Annotated in this window: 30 protein-coding genes and 1 tRNA gene; 22 read left to right on the top strand and 9 right to left on the bottom strand. The window is 40.0% G+C overall.

Features of this window, described 5'->3' with window-relative positions:
* The first annotated feature begins 32 nt into the window (after nucleotides 1-32).
* The 3 genes from A8F95_RS21730 to A8F95_RS12415 all read left to right on the top strand — a co-directional run bounded on the left by A8F95_RS21730 (nucleotide 33) and on the right by A8F95_RS12415 (nucleotide 958).
* Complete coding sequence (locus A8F95_RS21730; RefSeq protein ID WP_077247348.1) at nucleotides 33-179, top strand: YjcZ family sporulation protein; 147 nt, start codon at nucleotides 33-35, stop codon at nucleotides 177-179.
* 176 nt (nucleotides 180-355) lie between these two features.
* On the top strand, nucleotides 356-613 hold the full coding sequence (gene spoVIF / locus A8F95_RS12420) for a sporulation-specific transcription regulator SpoVIF (RefSeq protein ID WP_049660746.1): 258 nt from the start codon (nucleotides 356-358) through the stop codon (nucleotides 611-613).
* A gap of 81 nt (nucleotides 614-694) precedes the next feature.
* A complete protein-coding gene (locus A8F95_RS12415) occupies nucleotides 695-958 on the top strand; it encodes a hypothetical protein (RefSeq protein ID WP_049660748.1) in 264 nt (87 codons plus the stop codon).
* A gap of 83 nt (nucleotides 959-1,041) precedes the next feature.
* Here A8F95_RS12415 and A8F95_RS12410 read toward each other — a convergent pair whose 3' ends face one another.
* The 4 genes from A8F95_RS12410 to A8F95_RS12395 all read right to left on the bottom strand — a co-directional run bounded on the left by A8F95_RS12410 (nucleotide 1,042) and on the right by A8F95_RS12395 (nucleotide 3,255).
* Nucleotides 1,042-1,464, bottom strand: a complete 423-nt coding sequence (locus tag A8F95_RS12410; protein ID WP_065410788.1) for a GNAT family N-acetyltransferase — start codon at nucleotides 1,462-1,464, stop codon at nucleotides 1,042-1,044.
* A gap of 6 nt (nucleotides 1,465-1,470) precedes the next feature.
* Complete coding sequence (locus tag A8F95_RS12405) at nucleotides 1,471-1,986, bottom strand: YjcG family protein (RefSeq protein ID WP_077247347.1); 516 nt, start codon at nucleotides 1,984-1,986, stop codon at nucleotides 1,471-1,473.
* Between the two features lie 107 nt (nucleotides 1,987-2,093).
* The gene (locus tag A8F95_RS12400; protein ID WP_065410786.1) at nucleotides 2,094-2,819 is read right to left on the bottom strand and encodes an alpha/beta hydrolase; all 726 of its coding nucleotides are present in this window, start codon (nucleotides 2,817-2,819) and stop codon (nucleotides 2,094-2,096) included.
* Nucleotides 2,820-3,027: 208 nt separating this feature from the next.
* Nucleotides 3,028-3,255, bottom strand: coding sequence for a hypothetical protein (locus tag A8F95_RS12395; protein ID WP_065410785.1), 228 nt, complete (start codon nucleotides 3,253-3,255; stop codon nucleotides 3,028-3,030).
* A gap of 80 nt (nucleotides 3,256-3,335) precedes the next feature.
* Between A8F95_RS12395 and A8F95_RS12390 the strand changes: the two genes are divergently transcribed.
* From A8F95_RS12390 to A8F95_RS12380, 3 genes are all read left to right on the top strand, one after another.
* Nucleotides 3,336-4,130, top strand: coding sequence for an ATP-binding cassette domain-containing protein (locus tag A8F95_RS12390; protein WP_065410784.1), 795 nt, complete (start codon nucleotides 3,336-3,338; stop codon nucleotides 4,128-4,130).
* Nucleotides 4,127-4,825, top strand: coding sequence for a hypothetical protein (locus A8F95_RS12385; RefSeq protein ID WP_065410783.1), 699 nt, complete (start codon nucleotides 4,127-4,129; stop codon nucleotides 4,823-4,825). Before A8F95_RS12390 ends, A8F95_RS12385 begins: the two co-directional genes overlap by 4 nt.
* A gap of 88 nt (nucleotides 4,826-4,913) precedes the next feature.
* Nucleotides 4,914-4,986: transfer RNA gene (locus tag A8F95_RS12380), tRNA-Val, on the top strand.
* A gap of 137 nt (nucleotides 4,987-5,123) precedes the next feature.
* On the opposite strand, the gene A8F95_RS12375 is transcribed toward A8F95_RS12380, so the two are convergent.
* Entirely contained in the window at nucleotides 5,124-6,332 is a 1,209-nt protein-coding gene (locus tag A8F95_RS12375; protein WP_065410782.1) for a site-specific integrase, read from the bottom strand.
* 96 nt (nucleotides 6,333-6,428) lie between these two features.
* On the bottom strand, nucleotides 6,429-7,208 hold the full coding sequence (locus A8F95_RS12370) for a hypothetical protein (protein WP_065410781.1): 780 nt from the start codon (nucleotides 7,206-7,208) through the stop codon (nucleotides 6,429-6,431).
* 26 nt (nucleotides 7,209-7,234) lie between these two features.
* Between A8F95_RS12370 and A8F95_RS12365 the strand changes: the two genes are divergently transcribed.
* Complete coding sequence (locus A8F95_RS12365) at nucleotides 7,235-7,681, top strand: hypothetical protein (protein WP_065410780.1); 447 nt, start codon at nucleotides 7,235-7,237, stop codon at nucleotides 7,679-7,681.
* Nucleotides 7,682-7,746: 65 nt separating this feature from the next.
* On the opposite strand, the gene A8F95_RS12360 is transcribed toward A8F95_RS12365, so the two are convergent.
* The 3 genes from A8F95_RS12360 to A8F95_RS23225 form a co-directional block, all read right to left on the bottom strand.
* Nucleotides 7,747-8,037, bottom strand: coding sequence for an SHOCT domain-containing protein (locus tag A8F95_RS12360; RefSeq protein ID WP_077247346.1), 291 nt, complete (start codon nucleotides 8,035-8,037; stop codon nucleotides 7,747-7,749).
* A gap of 207 nt (nucleotides 8,038-8,244) precedes the next feature.
* Nucleotides 8,245-8,700 carry an ImmA/IrrE family metallo-endopeptidase gene (locus tag A8F95_RS12355; protein ID WP_065410779.1) on the bottom strand — a complete coding sequence of 152 codons (456 nt, stop codon included), beginning with the start codon at nucleotides 8,698-8,700 and terminating at the stop codon, nucleotides 8,245-8,247.
* Between the two features lie 18 nt (nucleotides 8,701-8,718).
* A complete protein-coding gene (locus tag A8F95_RS23225; protein WP_176713686.1) occupies nucleotides 8,719-9,177 on the bottom strand; it encodes a helix-turn-helix domain-containing protein in 459 nt (152 codons plus the stop codon).
* 175 nt (nucleotides 9,178-9,352) lie between these two features.
* Between A8F95_RS23225 and A8F95_RS12345 the strand changes: the two genes are divergently transcribed.
* The 15 genes from A8F95_RS12345 (at nucleotide 9,353) to A8F95_RS12280 (ending at nucleotide 16,731) form a co-directional block, all read left to right on the top strand.
* Nucleotides 9,353-9,607, top strand: a complete 255-nt coding sequence (locus A8F95_RS12345; RefSeq protein ID WP_065410778.1) for a helix-turn-helix transcriptional regulator — start codon at nucleotides 9,353-9,355, stop codon at nucleotides 9,605-9,607.
* Between the two features lie 12 nt (nucleotides 9,608-9,619).
* Complete coding sequence (locus A8F95_RS12340) at nucleotides 9,620-10,321, top strand: Rha family transcriptional regulator (protein ID WP_065410777.1); 702 nt, start codon at nucleotides 9,620-9,622, stop codon at nucleotides 10,319-10,321.
* Complete coding sequence (locus A8F95_RS12335) at nucleotides 10,321-10,560, top strand: helix-turn-helix domain-containing protein (protein ID WP_065410776.1); 240 nt, start codon at nucleotides 10,321-10,323, stop codon at nucleotides 10,558-10,560. The genes A8F95_RS12340 and A8F95_RS12335 overlap by 1 nt, the downstream gene beginning before the upstream one ends.
* Nucleotides 10,561-10,624: 64 nt before the next feature.
* On the top strand, nucleotides 10,625-11,164 hold the full coding sequence (locus A8F95_RS12330) for a helix-turn-helix domain-containing protein (protein WP_077247345.1): 540 nt from the start codon (nucleotides 10,625-10,627) through the stop codon (nucleotides 11,162-11,164).
* A complete protein-coding gene (locus A8F95_RS12325) occupies nucleotides 11,161-11,397 on the top strand; it encodes a hypothetical protein (protein ID WP_065410774.1) in 237 nt (78 codons plus the stop codon). Before A8F95_RS12330 ends, A8F95_RS12325 begins: the two co-directional genes overlap by 4 nt.
* A 284-nt stretch (nucleotides 11,398-11,681) precedes the next feature.
* Nucleotides 11,682-11,894 (top strand): YqaI family protein, encoded by a 213-nt coding sequence (locus A8F95_RS12320; RefSeq protein ID WP_065410773.1) that lies wholly within the window; start codon nucleotides 11,682-11,684, stop codon nucleotides 11,892-11,894.
* 97 nt (nucleotides 11,895-11,991) lie between these two features.
* Nucleotides 11,992-12,927, top strand: coding sequence for a YqaJ viral recombinase family nuclease (locus A8F95_RS12315; RefSeq protein ID WP_065410772.1), 936 nt, complete (start codon nucleotides 11,992-11,994; stop codon nucleotides 12,925-12,927).
* A gap of 10 nt (nucleotides 12,928-12,937) precedes the next feature.
* A complete protein-coding gene (gene recT / locus A8F95_RS12310; protein ID WP_065410771.1) occupies nucleotides 12,938-13,774 on the top strand; it encodes a recombination protein RecT in 837 nt (278 codons plus the stop codon).
* A 169-nt stretch (nucleotides 13,775-13,943) separates the two neighbouring features.
* Nucleotides 13,944-14,720, top strand: a complete 777-nt coding sequence (locus A8F95_RS12305; protein WP_065410770.1) for a DnaD domain protein — start codon at nucleotides 13,944-13,946, stop codon at nucleotides 14,718-14,720.
* The gene (locus A8F95_RS12300) at nucleotides 14,605-15,510 is read left to right on the top strand and encodes an ATP-binding protein (RefSeq protein WP_245671286.1); all 906 of its coding nucleotides are present in this window, start codon (nucleotides 14,605-14,607) and stop codon (nucleotides 15,508-15,510) included. Before A8F95_RS12305 ends, A8F95_RS12300 begins: the two co-directional genes overlap by 116 nt.
* Nucleotides 15,510-15,704, top strand: a complete 195-nt coding sequence (locus A8F95_RS12295) for a hypothetical protein (protein ID WP_065410768.1) — start codon at nucleotides 15,510-15,512, stop codon at nucleotides 15,702-15,704. Before A8F95_RS12300 ends, A8F95_RS12295 begins: the two co-directional genes overlap by 1 nt.
* Nucleotides 15,704-15,871 (top strand): hypothetical protein, encoded by a 168-nt coding sequence (locus A8F95_RS22500; RefSeq protein ID WP_176713685.1) that lies wholly within the window; start codon nucleotides 15,704-15,706, stop codon nucleotides 15,869-15,871. The genes A8F95_RS12295 and A8F95_RS22500 overlap by 1 nt, the downstream gene beginning before the upstream one ends.
* Nucleotides 15,872-15,873: 2 nt before the next feature.
* Nucleotides 15,874-16,104 carry a hypothetical protein gene (locus A8F95_RS12290; protein WP_065410767.1) on the top strand — a complete coding sequence of 77 codons (231 nt, stop codon included), beginning with the start codon at nucleotides 15,874-15,876 and terminating at the stop codon, nucleotides 16,102-16,104.
* A 17-nt stretch (nucleotides 16,105-16,121) separates the two neighbouring features.
* Nucleotides 16,122-16,301, top strand: a complete 180-nt coding sequence (locus A8F95_RS12285) for a DUF6011 domain-containing protein (RefSeq protein WP_065410766.1) — start codon at nucleotides 16,122-16,124, stop codon at nucleotides 16,299-16,301.
* Nucleotides 16,291-16,731 carry a DUF1064 domain-containing protein gene (locus tag A8F95_RS12280; protein ID WP_065410765.1) on the top strand — a complete coding sequence of 147 codons (441 nt, stop codon included), beginning with the start codon at nucleotides 16,291-16,293 and terminating at the stop codon, nucleotides 16,729-16,731. The genes A8F95_RS12285 and A8F95_RS12280 overlap by 11 nt, the downstream gene beginning before the upstream one ends.
* The last annotated feature ends 13 nt before the right edge of the window (nucleotides 16,732-16,744 follow it).

Raw genomic sequence — 16,744 nt, 5'->3', positions numbered from 1 at the left:
GCAGTGTAAGGACGAAAAGTGAGGTGATAAGAATGGGCTTTGGTTACGGATATGGCGGCGGCTGCTGCGGCTATGGATATGGCGGTTATGGATACGGCTGCCGTGGCACATCAACATTTGTGTTGATCGTTGTGCTTTTCATTTTATTAATTATCGTCGGAGCAAGCTTTTACTGCTAATGAGCGCTCAGGCTGACGTAAACGGACTGTGTACCATTCCTTTACGTTAGCCTTTTCTTTTTTCTCAAAAGAATGGCCCGCCTGTAAGAGAGTTAAGGGGCTTTTTGCTATAAGCCCCGTGAACTTTTTTAAAAGGGAGGCATAAGATAAAAAGAGAAAAAGGAGGATGAATCAAGGTGGAAAATGGATTTTTCAAAAACATTGAACAAAAAACAGGTGTACGAATGAAAGATATTATGGAACTGGCAAACTCTTTACAAAATGCGAATTTTAAAGATGAGAAAACAGTCAGAAATATTATTAAGCGCGTATCGGCACTTGCTAATAAACCAGTACCGCGGCAGTTAGAAGATCAAATTGTGCAATCCATTGTAAAAGATGGCCAAAAGCTGGATATGCAGACGATTACGGACATGTTGAATAAGAAAAAATAAAAAATTTTAAAAAATTGTTTAGTTTGTTTCGAAAGAGGGTAAAGAGCAGAAAATACTTTTGTGAAGAAGGGGGGAAGAGAGATGGGCTACATCCTGCCGATTACGCCGTATCAATATAATCAGTATCAAGAACGAGTAGTAAATCATGTCGGCGATAGCTATTCATCCATTGATCCTGTAGAAAGAGTGTCTTTCAGCAAAATACTTGATAACAGTTCTGATGCATCGATGGCTTCGGATGACCGTACAGAGGCCCGGCTATCAAAGAAAAAAGAATACGAGGCTTTTCAAGTACATTTGGCAAAGATCAGCGGAAAAGGTGTCAATATTAATGAGTTTGCATGATAAAAAATAGTATCTGATGCAACAGAAAGAAAAAGCTGTTTCGTTTAGAAAAACGAAACAGCTTTTTCTTGTTTAGCTAAGTGTTAAAATACTTTTTTCATCGATTTATGAGGAATGCCCGCGTCCATGAATTCATCCGAGATCACTTCATAGCCAAGACGCTCGTAAAATGGAATCGCATGTACTTGTGCATCGAGCTTTAGAGCAGGAACATTTTGCTTTCTCGCTTCTGCTTCGACTGCTTCCATCATAAGGCGGCCGGCTCCTTTGCCGCGGTAGTCAGGCAGGATACAGATTCGCTCCGCTTTGCCAAAGCCATCTTTGATACGGAAGCGGCCAGCTCCGCAAGGCTTTTCTTCATCGTATAGAACGAAATGTACCGCTGCATCTTCATGCTCATCAATTTCAATTTCAAGAGGAACACGCTGTTCCTCCACAAACACTTTTTTGCGAATAGCATAAGCGACTTCGCGTTCTTGGTTGTTTTTTACAGTTGTTACGTTCACTAGTTATTAACCCTTTCCGAGTAAGAATGTTTCATAAACTGTCCATGAACCGTTTTCCAGCTGGTAAAGTAAATGGAAGCGGTCTACTGTTTCTTCGTGGTCTACGTCCATCATTTGCAGGGAGTTGTATACATCATCATGCTCTAAATTGGATAATTTTTGCCCAATTGTCAAATGAGGAACAAATCCATATTCCGGCTTGCCGCCGATAATAGAATCTTCATGTAAGTCTTCATTTAAAGCAGTCAAGGTTTCATTTGGGTCAACTTTTAAGTAAATAACATTATTGAGAGGGTGGAATGTTTTCACCTTGCTCAAATGAAAAGAAAATGGCTGATGCTTTATAGCGATTTCTTCTAGCTGGCTTGTTAAGCTTTTTAGATCGCCTTCCTCAGCGTCAAACGGGCTTTTTAATGTAATGTGTGGCGGAACGAGCGCGTAGTGAGGATCATAACGCTTTCTGTAGGAATTAGCGAAATCCTGAAGTTTTTTTGATGGGAAAATAACAATACCTAGTTTCATATTCATGCTCACTCCTTATGAATTAAAAAATAATTATGAATCATCTTTCTATTATAACAAATTTCCTTACAATTCCATAGTAAAGACACTTTTCTAGGAAAATGCTTTTACTCAAACATTGTCAGCAGTGCGCGTTTTAAGTCGGCCTGCCAAAATTTCCACGTGTGCCCGCCCTCGAATTCATCATAGAAGCAATCAAAGCCCTTCTCATAAAAAAGGTTGTGCAGAGATCGGTTTGGTGTGAGAAAATCATCAATTTCCCCATTCATCCGTGTTACTTTTGTTTCCTCCAACCCAATAACATGATAAAGACTCAACTGTTTATAATCCTGGGCTTCATCCACCGCATTCATAACTTTATCGTCTACGTGAGGCGAATGCATGATCACTTTACCAAAAGTATGGGGGTAGCGAAGAGCTGCCATTAAAGAAACGGTGGCCGCAAGTGAATCACCGGCTAGCGCACGTCCATAGCCAACATGGTAGCCAGGATATTTCTCGTCCAGAAAAGGAACAAGCTCGTGTGCTAAAAAGCGAATGTAGGCTTCCTGCTTCTGGCCATCCGGATGATACTTTTGCCAGCGATCTTCTGTATTTCGGTAAGGAACCCCGACAATGATGAGGTTCTCAATCTGTTCTTCCGCCAGCAGTTCATCAGCGATGCGCGGAATACGTCCCATCTGAAAATAGTCTTTCCCATCTTGGGCAATTAACAGCGAATATTTATATAAGGGAGAAAAATTCGCTGGAAGATATACGAGAAGCTCAATTTCTTCATCAAGCTCTTTAGAATAAATCTTTTCATCTTCAATGGTGCCACGCTGTATCGTCATAGTGACCCTCCAAACCAATTAATAGTTATTCGTCTTGATTTTAGCATAAATGAGGCGGACAGTAAGCGGTGAAGCCCCATTCAAGCAGTTCCTGTTTATGGGTTCATTAATATGTATGGCCTTTCCTTTAGAATTTAGACAGGTTTTTGAAAAATGCCCTCAGAAAGGATTTTTTACTATAATAAAATAAAAAGCCGTCCTGAAAAAATCAGGCCGGCTGGCTGTTCCTGCGTAAAATAGAAGCAGGATAAGCAGCAAGTATATTAGAAAGCAAAAAGCGGCGATTTTGTTTGCGATAGAAGCAGTAGGCATACACAGCAGATGACGAAAGTGACTTTACTACAATATTACGTCTTGTTATCGTTCCGTCCTGTGCCTGATACATAATGACAAGAGGCAAATTTTCACGCTGACTTCGCAGCAACAAAGCATTCATGTAAGATCAGCTCCTTGTTCTTATTATATACGAACAAGTGTTCTTTATGCAAGTGACATGACAGTATTTAGGGGGAAAACATGGGGAAACTAATCGAAGCGATCGAATCAGGATTATCGGTAAATGGGAAAGAGATTTTACAGGGAATTACGATAGAAATCGAACAGGGAACGACTGTCGCGGTAACGGGGGTCAATGGTTCAGGGAAAAGCTCGCTCATCAAGCTGCTGGCCGGAATCAGCGAACCGCAGACCGGAAACATTCAGCGGTATTTTACCTCGTATGCCTACGTGCCAGAACACTTTCCGGAGCATCTTTCCTTCACAGTGAGGAACTATTTGCAGCTGCTCGCCGAGATGAATGGCAGCTATAAAGAAAAGGAGATAGATTATTACACAAGCCTGTTTGGACTTGAACCTTTTTTGGATACGCCATTGAAAAAATGCTCTAAAGGCACAAAGCAAAAAGCTGGTTTTATCCAGGCTTTAATGAAAAAAGGAGAGGTGCTGTTTCTCGACGAGCCGTTCACCGGCATGGATGAAGGGACAGTTCAGATAGCGGTAGATTTGCTGATGGAGCGGAAAGGGAGAAAGACAACCGTCTTCACCCTACATGAAACTGAGCTTGCTTACCAGCTTGCTACACACATCGCTGTGATGGAGGAAGGCCGCCTTGTTTCGTGTTTGCCTGTGAAGCAAGTGAGCCGGATGATGGAAATTACTTATCGAATGAGCGAAAACAGATGGCAGGCTGTTCCATTAGCCGAACATACTTACCGGCTGGTGGTCGAGGAGACAGAGTCAGATAAAATGATTGGCGAGATTCTGCGACACAACGGGCACATTATAGAAGTAAAAGGGAGGGGAGAGCGGTGAAATCATTTGTTGCGTATCAGCTGCGCTCTCTGCTGTACTCACTGAAATGGATGCCGCCATCGATTTTGTATGTGTCCTGGATCTTCAGCCAATACTATTATGAAAACTTGCCGATCGCTGACAGTCATTCAATCTCCGCGTTTGTTCTCTATCCGGTCATCGTCTGGCTCACTATGGTCGTCTGTAACTTAGAAAAAGGCAGTGAAAAACTCATCCTGCTTTCGTATATGCCGAAAAGAGCCTGCTTTCTTTACGGGAAAATGATCGTTATTTTTCTTGTCGGTCTTACGTTGGCAGCTGTCTCCTTTGTCCTGCCGCTCCTGCTGGGGATTTTCGGGGAGCCGCTAACGATTGAACGGATTAGTCTCTTTCTATATGGTCACATTGTGTTTATTCTGTTGGGGATTTTTACAGGCAGTCTTTTTAGTGCTACGAATATGGGTGGGAAAAAGTATTCCTGGAGCGGCAGTGCCTTTGTCGTATGTGCTGCCATTGCCAGCTCGAAAATTATGGACGTACTTCCAGGAAAGTGGAAGTGGATCGTTTATATCCTGCCGCCCGTATCGGCTGTGGCCAATACGATAAAGGAAGGAGTCCAAGCTCATCTGCCAGAGAATGTTTGGGTGATTACCTACATATTTGTTGGATTTCTAGTTGTGAGAATGCTATTTTTAACGAGGGAAAAAGTAAATTAATAGCTAACGGAAAACTTTCATATTGAAAAGCAAAATATTCGTTGACAACTGACCAGAATTTTCATAGAATAGAACTTGTCAGTTGAACGATTCCGTAGCTCAGCTGGGAGAGCGCTACCTTGACAGGGTAGAGGTCGCTGGTTCGAACCCAGTCGGAATCATACCAAAAGAAAGAGCGAGAATCCTTGTTATATAAGGGTTTTCGCTCTTTTTTGTTACTCTCATTATCAATAATCACCAAAAAAGCACACTTATTTTGCCGACATTCTGCCGACCAAACGTGATAACTTAATGATTTTTAATGATTTTCTTTGGTCCCTAATAGTGCAGAATCTAATTTTTGTGTGGCAATTTCGTCAGCCTGTTTTAGAGCGTGGCCATAAATATTCATTGTGGTCGTAATATCAGAATGGCCTAAGCGTTCCGAAATAATTTTTGCGTGAACACCCTCGTTAATGAGAAGGGTGGCTGATGTGTGCCTCAAAGCATGAATGTTAATATATTTCAACTTATGCCGCTTAATAAATCGTTCCCACCAATTTTTCAAAGACTCTGGATGATAAGGCTTTCCGTTTTCGTCAGCCAGTAAAAAATTGTGTTTTCCATCTTCCCACAGCGTTTTTGCCGCAAGTCGTTCTTTCTTTCGTTGCAATTCTAAACTTTTTAAAGGTTCTATAAGAGTTTCGGATATAACAATATCCCGCTTCTTTGCACTCCTGCTGCCTTTCTTTATTTCATGAACTTGATAACCTTCTGCTTTTGAATAAGTGAGGGCCTGTCTAACATGAACAATTCTCTTTTCATAGTTTATATGTTTGAATTCTAAGCCAAATAATTCAGATCGCCGCATCCCTGTAGTAATAGCGAGTTTAATAATAATTTGCCAATGTAGCAACTCCGCGTTCAAGCACTTTAACAATTCGCTCGCTTCTTCAAGAGTGTAAACATCCACTTCCTTATATTCAACTTTGGGTTTATCTATTTCTTTTACAGGTGATTTTTCAACAATCCGGCATTTAACAGCGAAATTAAAGATATTATTCAAAATTCGATAATTATAAAAAATCGTGGAGCTGGAAAGCTTTCCTTCTTTTCCGTCCAGACGCATACCATTCTCTTGAAGGTTATGAAGAAAATCGATAATATGCATCGGTTGGACTTGATCCATTCGTAAATACTGGAAGGCCGGAAGTATCCTCGTTTCTAAGTGTTGCAGAAATGTTGCTCTAGTTGTATGAGAAAGGTGTTTATTTGCATGCTTAGGCAGCCATTCATTTTTTACAAAATCGACAAACATCATTTTTTTAGGTTCAAAATAATTTTCTCCCGTTACTTCTACAACGAATTTAGCTAATTCTAATTCAGCTTCCCGGGAACCTTTAGCAAGTACTGTTTTATATTTTTTATTTCGTTTCTTTTTTTGTGTTACCGGATCGATGTAATAACCAAGGTCAATTTCGAGCTGCCATTTGTTTTTACCTCTTGGTCTAAAATGTCCTTTAGCCATGTATATCCACTCCTTTTTTACGAATATATGTTCTTTTGTGTGGTAAATGAAAACCTCACTATATGAGTGAAAGTGAGGTAGTTATGCGTAAATGTTTTAAGAGGGAATTATACCAATAATTTTTTCGCCTATAGATAATACTGAATCGACAGTAGGTAATAAGGCTATCAACTTTTCTACTTTTCTTTTGCTAGGAGTCTGCTTGCTAGTTTCTTCTTCCAACATATCTATAGTGTCAAATGCATCAACTTTCTCAGCTGAATCTAATGATGTATCACTATCAATGACACTTCTCATTTGAGCTAGTAGTTCCGAAACTTCAGGATTATTGATTTGAATGTTTTGAGTGAAATCAGTCGATTGATTTGCATAATTTGTTGGAGCATTAAAAATCCAGTTGTTTACGTTTTGGTTATTTTGCGGTTTCACAAGTTCGATTTTTTCTTCCAATTCTCTTATGATAAATCTTATAAAAATGGTAACAATACTGTCATTTACCTTCCTTAGTTGGTCATTGTATTTTTTGGTAAACATCGTGGCATGCCCAAAATGGATTAATGTATCTTGAGGATTAGTGCTCCAAAGTAAATCGTAAATGACTTTTAAAGCATCAATTTTTTTATTAGGTAAAGTAGCATCTCCAGAACCTACCATTGAAGACCTCTGGTTAACAGCCTTTTCAAACCATTGATTAGTATCATATTCATTTTCTACAATAGGTTTCAAAATTTCCTGTATAACTTCGTTTTCCTCACAAAAAGATTTTAGAAAGTTGAGTGAAGAGTCAAAGGTACTAGTTGTTGACCTTAGTAAGTCTCCAGATAAATCCTTAAATTCACGTGAAATTTTCGTTAACTCTTGGTATGATTGTGACATAATAATAACTCCTTTGAGGTGATTTTATGAAAATCCCTGTCAGTATTCGTTTAGATGATAACGGCCTTTTAAGAAAAGAGTGTCCGTTTTGCGAAAGAGAGTTTAAGGTTTTTTATAATGAACACACAGAAGAGACACAGAGTAAATGTTACTGTCCTCATTGTGGGTTGCCGGCACCATCAGCTGAACAGTTGACTAGAGATCAAGGGCAACACATTGTTGATTTAGCAAAAAATGAGTTCATTAATCTAGTAAACAAAGAATTTGGCAGAATGAAACAAAGAGTTAAAAGTCCATATATTAAAGTAGATTTCAAGCCCTTAGAGAAAACTGACCCTAGGATACAAATAGAACTTAATGATATGGAAGAGATTATTACAAGTTGTTGTAACGAGCCAATCTTTTTAAACAGTCCTCTAACATGGAAGGTAATATATTGTCATAAATGTGGCGATATTAATTTCCCTGTATGACATATGTTTTGAATACAGCATCATGTTTTCGGGGGTGAAAGAACCCCTCCGCAAGGCTATTTTGGTCACTTTAATAATTTTTGTTTCTGTTGTTGAAACGCTTCCTCAGTCAATATGCCTTCGTTTTTAAGAGTTACTAGCTTTCTCAATTCATCTGCTAGGGAAGAAGCGAAGGTACTCTGTTTTCTTTTGCTTTCTACTATTACCTTCAGTTCACCAGCCATTTCTTGCTCTTTTTTTGAAAACATAATTGAATTTTCATCCCCAGCAGTATAGATGCCTTTTACATCTTTATTGCCAGTGACACCAAATTGTATAAAACCTGCTTTAATAGTGGATGCAGGAACAATCTTCACACTTTAGATCATGTTTAGCTTGATGGTTTTTTCGCCTTTTAATCCAGAGGACCTATTAAAAAACCATTTTCTATCAATGCGAATGTGTTCGGAATCGAGTGTAACAGTAGTTTTTCCACCGTGTTTGAATTCAAAAGTTTCCATTCATCTCATTCCTTTCGAAATTAACGTTTACATACATATTGAGAAGATTATTCCATTAAATAATTAAAAAATTTTTTGGCACTCCTTCAGAGTTTTTAAACGCGCTAACTCCTTAGGAACGCCAAGTATTTCACTAATTTCATATAACGATAGGTTAGTATATTTGTACTCATAGATTTTTTCATCCGGCATCAATAATTCAACTGCAAAAGTATTAGCTTCCACTTCAATTTTATCAACAGAGAATAAAGTTCCTCTCTTTAAAAAGGGAGTATTTACTCTGGGGTGTAGTTCAGAATGTCCTAACTCGTGGGCGCAGGTGAAAAACTTTGATTCCTGATGTAAGTTGGAGTTGATAAAAATAAATTTATTTCTTCTTATGTATTTGTAAAACCCATAGATGCTTTCATGAAGATTGCGTTCTATAATGCAAATATTTTTAGCTTTAGCGATTTCATAAGGGTTATTTGTGCCGTATTTTTTTGTTATTGTCTTAGTGAGCTCTTTGATCCGAGACATAATTATCCCCCTTAAAGTTTAATCCTTATCTCTATATTTTTTAGGGGTATACTTCTTATTCGCTAAAGTAGCTATGCGCTCAGCGTGTTCTAAAGCTTCTAGCAAGGATTCGATTGCTTCTGGGCTCATTGGTTCTCCCATGTAATTCAAACCGTCACCATCTGCCTTTGCCTCTGTTAAATCCTCCCTCATTTTCTTCATTCGTTTTGCGATATCGCGTTCGTCTTTCTCGGTTAGCTTAGGCGTATCCTCTTTATCATTTTCTTCAATGTAACCAGCAATTCTCATCAACTCATCGTAATCGACTTTGAGGGCTTCAGAAATTTTTTTAATTGTAGCTGGTTTAGGAACGCCACGCTTACCTGTTTCAATTCTTGATAGTTGAGCTGCGCTAATATCCGAGTAAAGAGCTACCTGATTTAAGGTTAAGCCCTTAGAATCTCTTACGTTTTTTATATAAGTGCCAAAATCACTCATAACAATCATCCATTCATAAAGTATTTCTGTTAACGCAATGATAATATCCGTTATTACCAAAAGGCAATTAATTTCAAAAAAAAATGAATAAAAGTATTGCCTTTTGGTAAAATTGATGATAAATTATTACCATAAGGTAATTACCAAAAGGTAAAAAGGAGGGGTGAAAAACTATATGAATAAGTCAGCGGACATCTTTGTTAGAACGAAAGTTTTACGAAAATATCTCAAAGATAACAGGTTATCAGAAGTTCAATTTGCGGAAATGATAGGTGTAGCTCACAGTACTGTGAATCGTGTGTTAAATGGGAAAAGAAATCCCGGAAGTAAATTTATAGCTGGTGTATTGAAAAATTTTAGTGATTTAAATTTTGAACAAATTTTTTCCTATAACAACGAATTACCAAAAGGTAAAAAGGAAGTCAGCTAAGGAGGAGTTAAATTGAACCAACTCGTTTTTATTAAAAACAACAAAGTCGTAACTGACAGCTTAACGGTTGCAGAAGTATTCAATAAACGTCACGACATTGTTATCCGTGATATCGAGAATCAAATCGAAAAGCTAAATCTATCCGGTGAACAGAATTTTTCACTCCACAACTTTGAGGAGTCAGCTTACCAAAACGAACGCGGCCGTGAATATCGAAAAATCAATATGACGGAAGAAGCGTTTACGCTGGTAGCAATGTCTTATGTAACACCAGAAGCAATGAAATTCAAAGTAAAGTTTATTCAAGAATTTAAAAAACTACGTGAACAGCTTGAAAGTAACAAAGTAAAAGTTCTGGACGATCGTACAGCATTGATCCAGTCAATGAAACTTACGGTCGAGACAGCTGAACGACAAGATCAAATGCAAGAGGTAATAAATACACATCAGGTTAAACTCACTGAACTCGAAGCAAAAGTAGATGAACAGATCACGCTTACATCTGGTGAACAGAGACGCCTGCAAAAAGCGGTTGCCGCAAAAGTATATGAAGTTGAATCCGATCCAGAGTACCGACCTCAGTTATTCCGTGAATTGTATCGAGAGATAAAAGATCGTTTTGCTGTCGCTTCATATAAAGATGTAAAACAAAAGGAACTTCAAGCTGCTATTCGTTATGTAGAAAGTTGGATTCCTCGAAAGGTGGTGTCGTAATGCAAACTCTAACTACAAAAGAAGCTGCTGAATATATCGGTGTTTCCATCGGCACAGTTCGAAAATACGTACATGAAGAAGGATTGCCAGTCCTTCGTTTCCCAGGACGTCGTAAATGGGTCTTTAAGAAAGATTTAATCGATCAATGGATCGAAGAAAGATCACAGCCGGTAATCATAAATCAACCTGTTGAAAAGAAAGAAAAAGAATACGGGAAATTACGAGTTTTAACTCCTTAAGTTATTTGATTCTATTATAAGCTGTTTTGCCTATAGTCAACGGTAAAGAAGGGGAGGAATGGGGATGAAAAAAGGTAATGTCGGACAAGCGCTAAAGGAATTAAGAGGGGATCAGACTCAATTAGAGCTTAGCTTGGAGGTAGGTGTTTGTAGAGAGACTATTTCAGCATACGAAACGGAGCGGGCAAAAATTCCGCCTGACATATCTCGTAAACTCGTAAAAATGAAAGACGATGCTTGGTTTGTAATGGCTCTTAGACATCAATATACCGGTACGGGGCCTCTTCGCCTTGATGGTGAAAAAGTAGATCTCCACAGAGCCAGTGTTAAAGATTCGGTGATGGAGGAATTAGAAGAGGCCTCGGAAGCCATTAGAAAGGTGAAATTAGCAAATAAACTCAAGTTTCTGTCTGCCTGGGAGAAAAATGAGCTGATAGAATCACTAGTTCAATTAGTGGATGTTATCACAGGTATTGAACATTTTCTCGCAGTTATATGCGAGGAGGCAGAAATCAGTTATCGCGGTGTTTGGGAGAAGCATTATAAAAAGCTTATTTCCCGCGGTTACGCCAGTAAAGACCAATTGAATGGAGTAGAACTATGACAACAGAAATGAAAGAAAAACAGTGTGCACATAGCCTTATTTACAGAATGGAAGAATGCTTGATTAAAGGAGAGCTAGAGGAAGCTGAACGAACAGTATTTGACTTTCTAAACTCAATTAGAGAGCTGAAAAGGTTAAAGGCAGCAAACGAAAACAGACAGCAGTTAGAACAAGTGGTCCAGCGTTTAAGAGAACAAGGAATCTTAGCAGAACGAGTGGTCAGAATTGGTTAGGAGGATAAAAAATGGAAACAGTAATAGTCTTTTTTGTAGCAGTTGCCGCCGCATATTATTGGGGCTTAGCCAATGGAGAATCAGAAAAAAAGCAAAAATAAAAGCGGCAAGCTTTGGGCAGCTCACCGCATGAAAGTTACTCAGACAATCTTATTATAACACATTTTCAGTTGATGGGCACTCCGGTGCTCATCGTCAGCGGCCGGAACGGGCTTCTCCCCCTGTGCCTGGTGGTTCGGGCTGCTGACGATGGACATTAAGCCATCAGAAAGAAGGTGAAACAAATGAATATCGAACATCCAGCAATCACTCAAACTATGGAAACAGGTTATGCAAATATGGTAAGCCAACCGGAGCATTGCGGCATTGATGCTATGGGTGATGAAATCTTAATCGGTGATTCAATCATTGAAATTGGTGGAGAGATCGTCCTTGAGGAGAATTTGGAGGATTATCTAATCGAATATCTTGGCGCTCAATACAAAACAGCGGAATGAAAAAGACTCGCTTTGCAGAGCGAGTCAGGTCTTTAAAAATAATTGATTTCTTTTATTGTACCGAACTTTGAAAAACGAATCAAGAGGAGGGCTCTTAATGCAAGCGCAAGTATTTGCGATGACGAATGACATGAATCGTGAAGAATGGTTGAAAGCTCGTAAAGCAGGAATTGGCGGTTCAGATGCCGCAGCCATTGCTGGATTGAATAAATGGAAGTCTCCAGTCGCTGTGTTCCTTGATAAAACAGGACAAGCTCCTGATGAAGATATAGCTGGTGAAGCTGCCTACTTTGGAAACGTCCTAGAGGAAGTGGTAGCTCAGGAATTTACTAAACGAACAGGTTTAAAAGTACGCAAGCGTAATGCCATTCTAAAGCATCCAGAATATCCATTTATGCTCGCCAATGTAGATCGATTGATTGTTGGAACAAAAGAGGGGCTTGAATGCAAAACAGCTTCTGAGTATCTGAAAGCGGAATGGGAAGGAGAAGAGGTTCCAGCTTCTTACTTGCTTCAATGCCAGCACTATATGGCGGTAACGGGTTATACGGCTTGGTGGATCGCTGTTCTTATCGGCGGTAATAAATTTATTTATAAGAAAATCGAACGGGATGAGGAACTGATTCAATACCTAATCGACATCGAGACAAATTTTTGGAAAAACCATGTCGAAGCAAATAACCCGCCGATGTTTGACGGATCAGATGCTTCCAGTGATTTGCTCAAGGCTCTTTATCCCGAGTCGGTACCATTGACAGAGGTTGAGCTGCCAAATGAAGCAGACCAACTATTAGAAGCGCTGGATCAGGTGTCAGTCGAACTAAAGGAATTAGAGACTCAAAAGAAAGAGTATGAAAATCAAATTAAAGCCCTTATGGGAGAGAATGAAAAAGCTTTTGCCGGCGAACGAGTTGTGACCTGGAAGACGGTCAGCTCTAACCGGTTCGACAGCAAATCATTCTTGAAAGATCATCCCGAGCTTTATAACCAGTATGCAAAACAATCCAGCTACCGCCGGTTTGCGGTGAAATAGGAGGAAGACAATGGCTACAAATAAAGACGTTAAAAATCAATTAGCTAATAAGGCGAACGGGGGCAACAATGCTCCTGCTTCTCCAGCCAATACAATCGCAGCTTATTTAAAGAAGATGGGGCCGGAAATTGAAAAGGCGTTGCCTAAACATATGGATGCTGATCGGCTTGCAAGAATTGCTTTGACAACTATAAGAACTACACCAAAATTGCTGGAATGTAATATTTCATCTCTTATGGGGGCTGTCATGCAAGCTGCACAGCTTGGATTGGAGCCCGGGCTGATTGGACATTGTTACATCATTCCTTACGGAAAAGAAGCCACATTCATTATCGGATATAAAGGCATGATTGACCTTGCTAGAAGATCTGGCCAGATTCAAAACATTTATGCTCATGCCGTTTTTGAAAATGATGATTTTGAATACGAGTTGGGTTTAAATCCAAAGCTTATCCATAAACCAGCTGCGGGGAATCGAGGAAACATGACCCATGTCTATGGAGTAGCACATTTTAAAGATGGCGGGTACCAATTTGAAGTTATGGACATGCAGGAAATTGATAAGAGAAGGGGCCGTTCCAAAGCATCGAAGAATGGACCTTGGGTAACAGATTTTGAAGAAATGGCCAAGAAAACAGTGATCCGCCACATGTGGAAGTACCTGCCGATCTCCATCGAAGTGCAGCAGCAGGCTGTACAAGATGAAGTTGTAAGGAAAGACATAACAGCTGAACCGGAATACATCGATATGGAAGATCCGGTAATTGAAACGCCGAAAGAAGAGCCAGCTGCTGAATCGGAAGACAAAAAAGAGCCCTTGCAACAGGACTTTGGATTTGAAGGCTGATGATTAATATAAAAACTTCTGTTGTCCTCCCGCAGCGCTTGTGGGAGGAGGCAAAGGATCAGGAGCATTTGAAGCTACTAATCTTGCAATATATGAAAAAGTGTTACCCAAACTATCAAATTAAAAGAGTGGAGAATGGATTCGCGGTATGTGAAAGGAGGGATTAAGCGTGAACTACATCAGAGAAATGAACGCATTCTATGATTGGCTCGAAATAAATGAACTGTCACCATCAGCAATTAATTTATGGTACGCACTCATGCACATAAATAATAAGGCTGGATGGGCAGAAACATTTACGGTGGCTGAATCGGTGCTATGCGTCAAAACAGGATTAACAGATCGCACCCTCCGAAAAGTGAGAAATGAATTGAAGCAAAAAGGCCGAATTGACTTTGCTTCCAGAAAAGGAAAAGCACCCACTTACAAGATCATTTCCTTTGAAAGAACGGAAAATAATTCCGAACTTCCTCAAAGGTCGGAAAATATTTCCGCACTTCGTTCCGCAGTTAGTGCCGAGGTTAGTTCCGCACCTAGTTCCGGAGTTAGTTCCGCATTAATTAAACTAAATAAAACTAAACAAAAAGATAAAGAAGATGATGAAGAAGATACGCGCGTGTCGGTTAATCCTTTTCATTTTTACGAACAAGAAGGGTTTGGCCAGCTTAGCGGATTTGTAGCAAATACGTTAGGAAGCTTGATTGACGATTATGGAGAAGCTTTAGTTTTACATGCTATGGGTGAAGCAGTTCTATATGGAGCCCGCAATCTAAAGTACGTGGAGTCCATTTTGAAGAATCCTAACAAAAACAAAAAACGAGGTGAAGAGAGTGGCCAGAAAGTTTACCAGCATCGCGGAAGTAATGGCGGATCTACAGGCAAAGGCAAATCAGCGGATCAAGCCTATCGAGAACTCGAAGAAGCCCGAAGAGCATGGGGCGGATGAATATGAATGTCCTGTTTGTAAGGATACAGAGCTAGTGTACTACCAAAAGAAATCAACAAACAACTTGATGTATACCTTCTCTAAACCGTGTGAATGCCGTGAAAGAAAGGCGTGGAAACGGCGATTCAAACAGTCCCTGATTCCGGAGGAGTTTACCAAGGCGAACTTTGAAAACTATGAAACTACATCGCCAATTCAGAAAGAAATGCTGGAATTAACAAAGGAGTACCGGTCACTCTTCAAAATCATCAAAAACGGTGACGGGAAAGAGAAGGTGATCCCGTCTAATAATTACGGTTTGCTCGCAGTTTTCGGGGAGCAGCGTTTGAAAGAAATGCCTGCTGCAGAACGGTCCGCCTTGAAACAAAAACACAACAATTACGGCATTGGTAAAACTCATTTGCAAATTGCTTTGGCTAAACAGCTGATCAAGGAAGGCTTTAACGTGCTAACGGTATCGGATGTAACTTTCATGGAAGAGCTTATGCAAGCAAAGAAAATGGATGACGGGGGAGAAACGTATAACCGTCTCTTAAACGGTGCTTTATCAGCAGATGTACTCATTTGGGATGACATCGGAAAAGTGAGCTGGACAGAGCCGCGCGAGCGAATGTACTACACGATTATTAACGAGCGGTACCGTAAACAAAAGCCGATCGTCTTCAACAGCAATGAAGATCGCGGCACGCTTGCTGACAAGATAGGATATGCAGGGGCCAGCCGGTTGATCGGAGAATGCGGAAAATTTGTGCTAGAAGCAGAAGGAATTGATTGGAGGTTAAAACGATAATGTGTGATTTATGCGGTGGTACACATTCAGTTGGAGGTCAGGATGGATCATTGCTTTACATCCAACCTTGCCCGATATGCGGCCCTATTTCAGGGGCGGCCCTTGTTGAAAAGAATAAGAGAATGGCTAAGTTTGATGAGGAACTAGAGGCAGCTTTACAACGGTACGCTCTTGCTGAAAAGGACGTGAGCTGATGAGAACTAAAGAAAAAGTAACTGTTCAGGAACTGAAACGACAATCTGTCATTGAACAATTGCTAGGCATGGGGATCAGCCAAAGCGGGAACGTTTCTGTTCAGGAAATGGGATATATCGAATTACGGCGGTTGTTGACGGTAGCAGTATTGAAAAAGGGGAGTTGATTATGGCCAGCGGCATTATTTTTCCGGATGATTGCATCTTTTACGAAGGAATAGTCTGGGAGGATGAATGGACAATGTGGAGAAACCACATCGTACATGAACGTTGTGTAAAGAATGCAAGTTCTTCTGCCGTTATAACAACCGAATTACGTGAGGAAAACAAGAGACTACACAAAAGAATAGACGAGCTTCAAAAGGAAGCTGCAAGTGGTCAGCTGAGTTTGGATTTGTAGATAAAGGGGTGTTCTGAATGAAACTATGTGAGCGTTGTAACCGTCCTTTGAGGTCACAGAAGAGCATGGAAGCCGGCATGGGCCCCGTCTGTAAGAAAAAACAGGCGATTGAAGATGCAGAGGCAGAATTTGAAAAGATTCAAATCAAAATGGATGAAGTAATGGATATGACGGAAGTGGAATTGTATGGCGCGTAAATGGAAAGCGAGGAAAAGAGTCTGGAATGGTCGAGTTTATGACAGTAAAGCGGAGGCAGATTACCACAAGCTGCTTTCTGTAGATCCGGCCGTTCAATCGGTGCAAGTCCAGCCAGAGTTTGAAGTAATACCAGCGTATACAGTTATTTGCTACCGTTGTGAGGGCACAGGGCGCAATATAAGCAAGAAAACAGGAAGAGCTATTCAATGTTCCCTTTGCTCAGGAAAAGGCTCAAAAACGAAAGCAGGCGCTAAATATACAGCTGATTTTTTAGTTACTTATAAAAACGGATGGACAGAAATTGTTGATATAAAAGGTGGGCCTGCTTCAAGAGATTTTTCGCTAAGAAGAAAGCTATTAGAACGGCAGCTTGGTACAGAAGTAGTTGTCATGGAATATACAAACGGAGCATGGAAGCGAAAACGTTAAAGGAGTGATAAAT

Origin of the sequence: Pseudobacillus wudalianchiensis, from assembly GCF_001685015.1 — a bacterium.
Classification (GTDB): domain Bacteria; phylum Bacillota; class Bacilli; order Bacillales; family Domibacillaceae; genus Pseudobacillus; species Pseudobacillus wudalianchiensis.
This window is presented reverse-complemented; position numbering and strand designations above follow the sequence as displayed.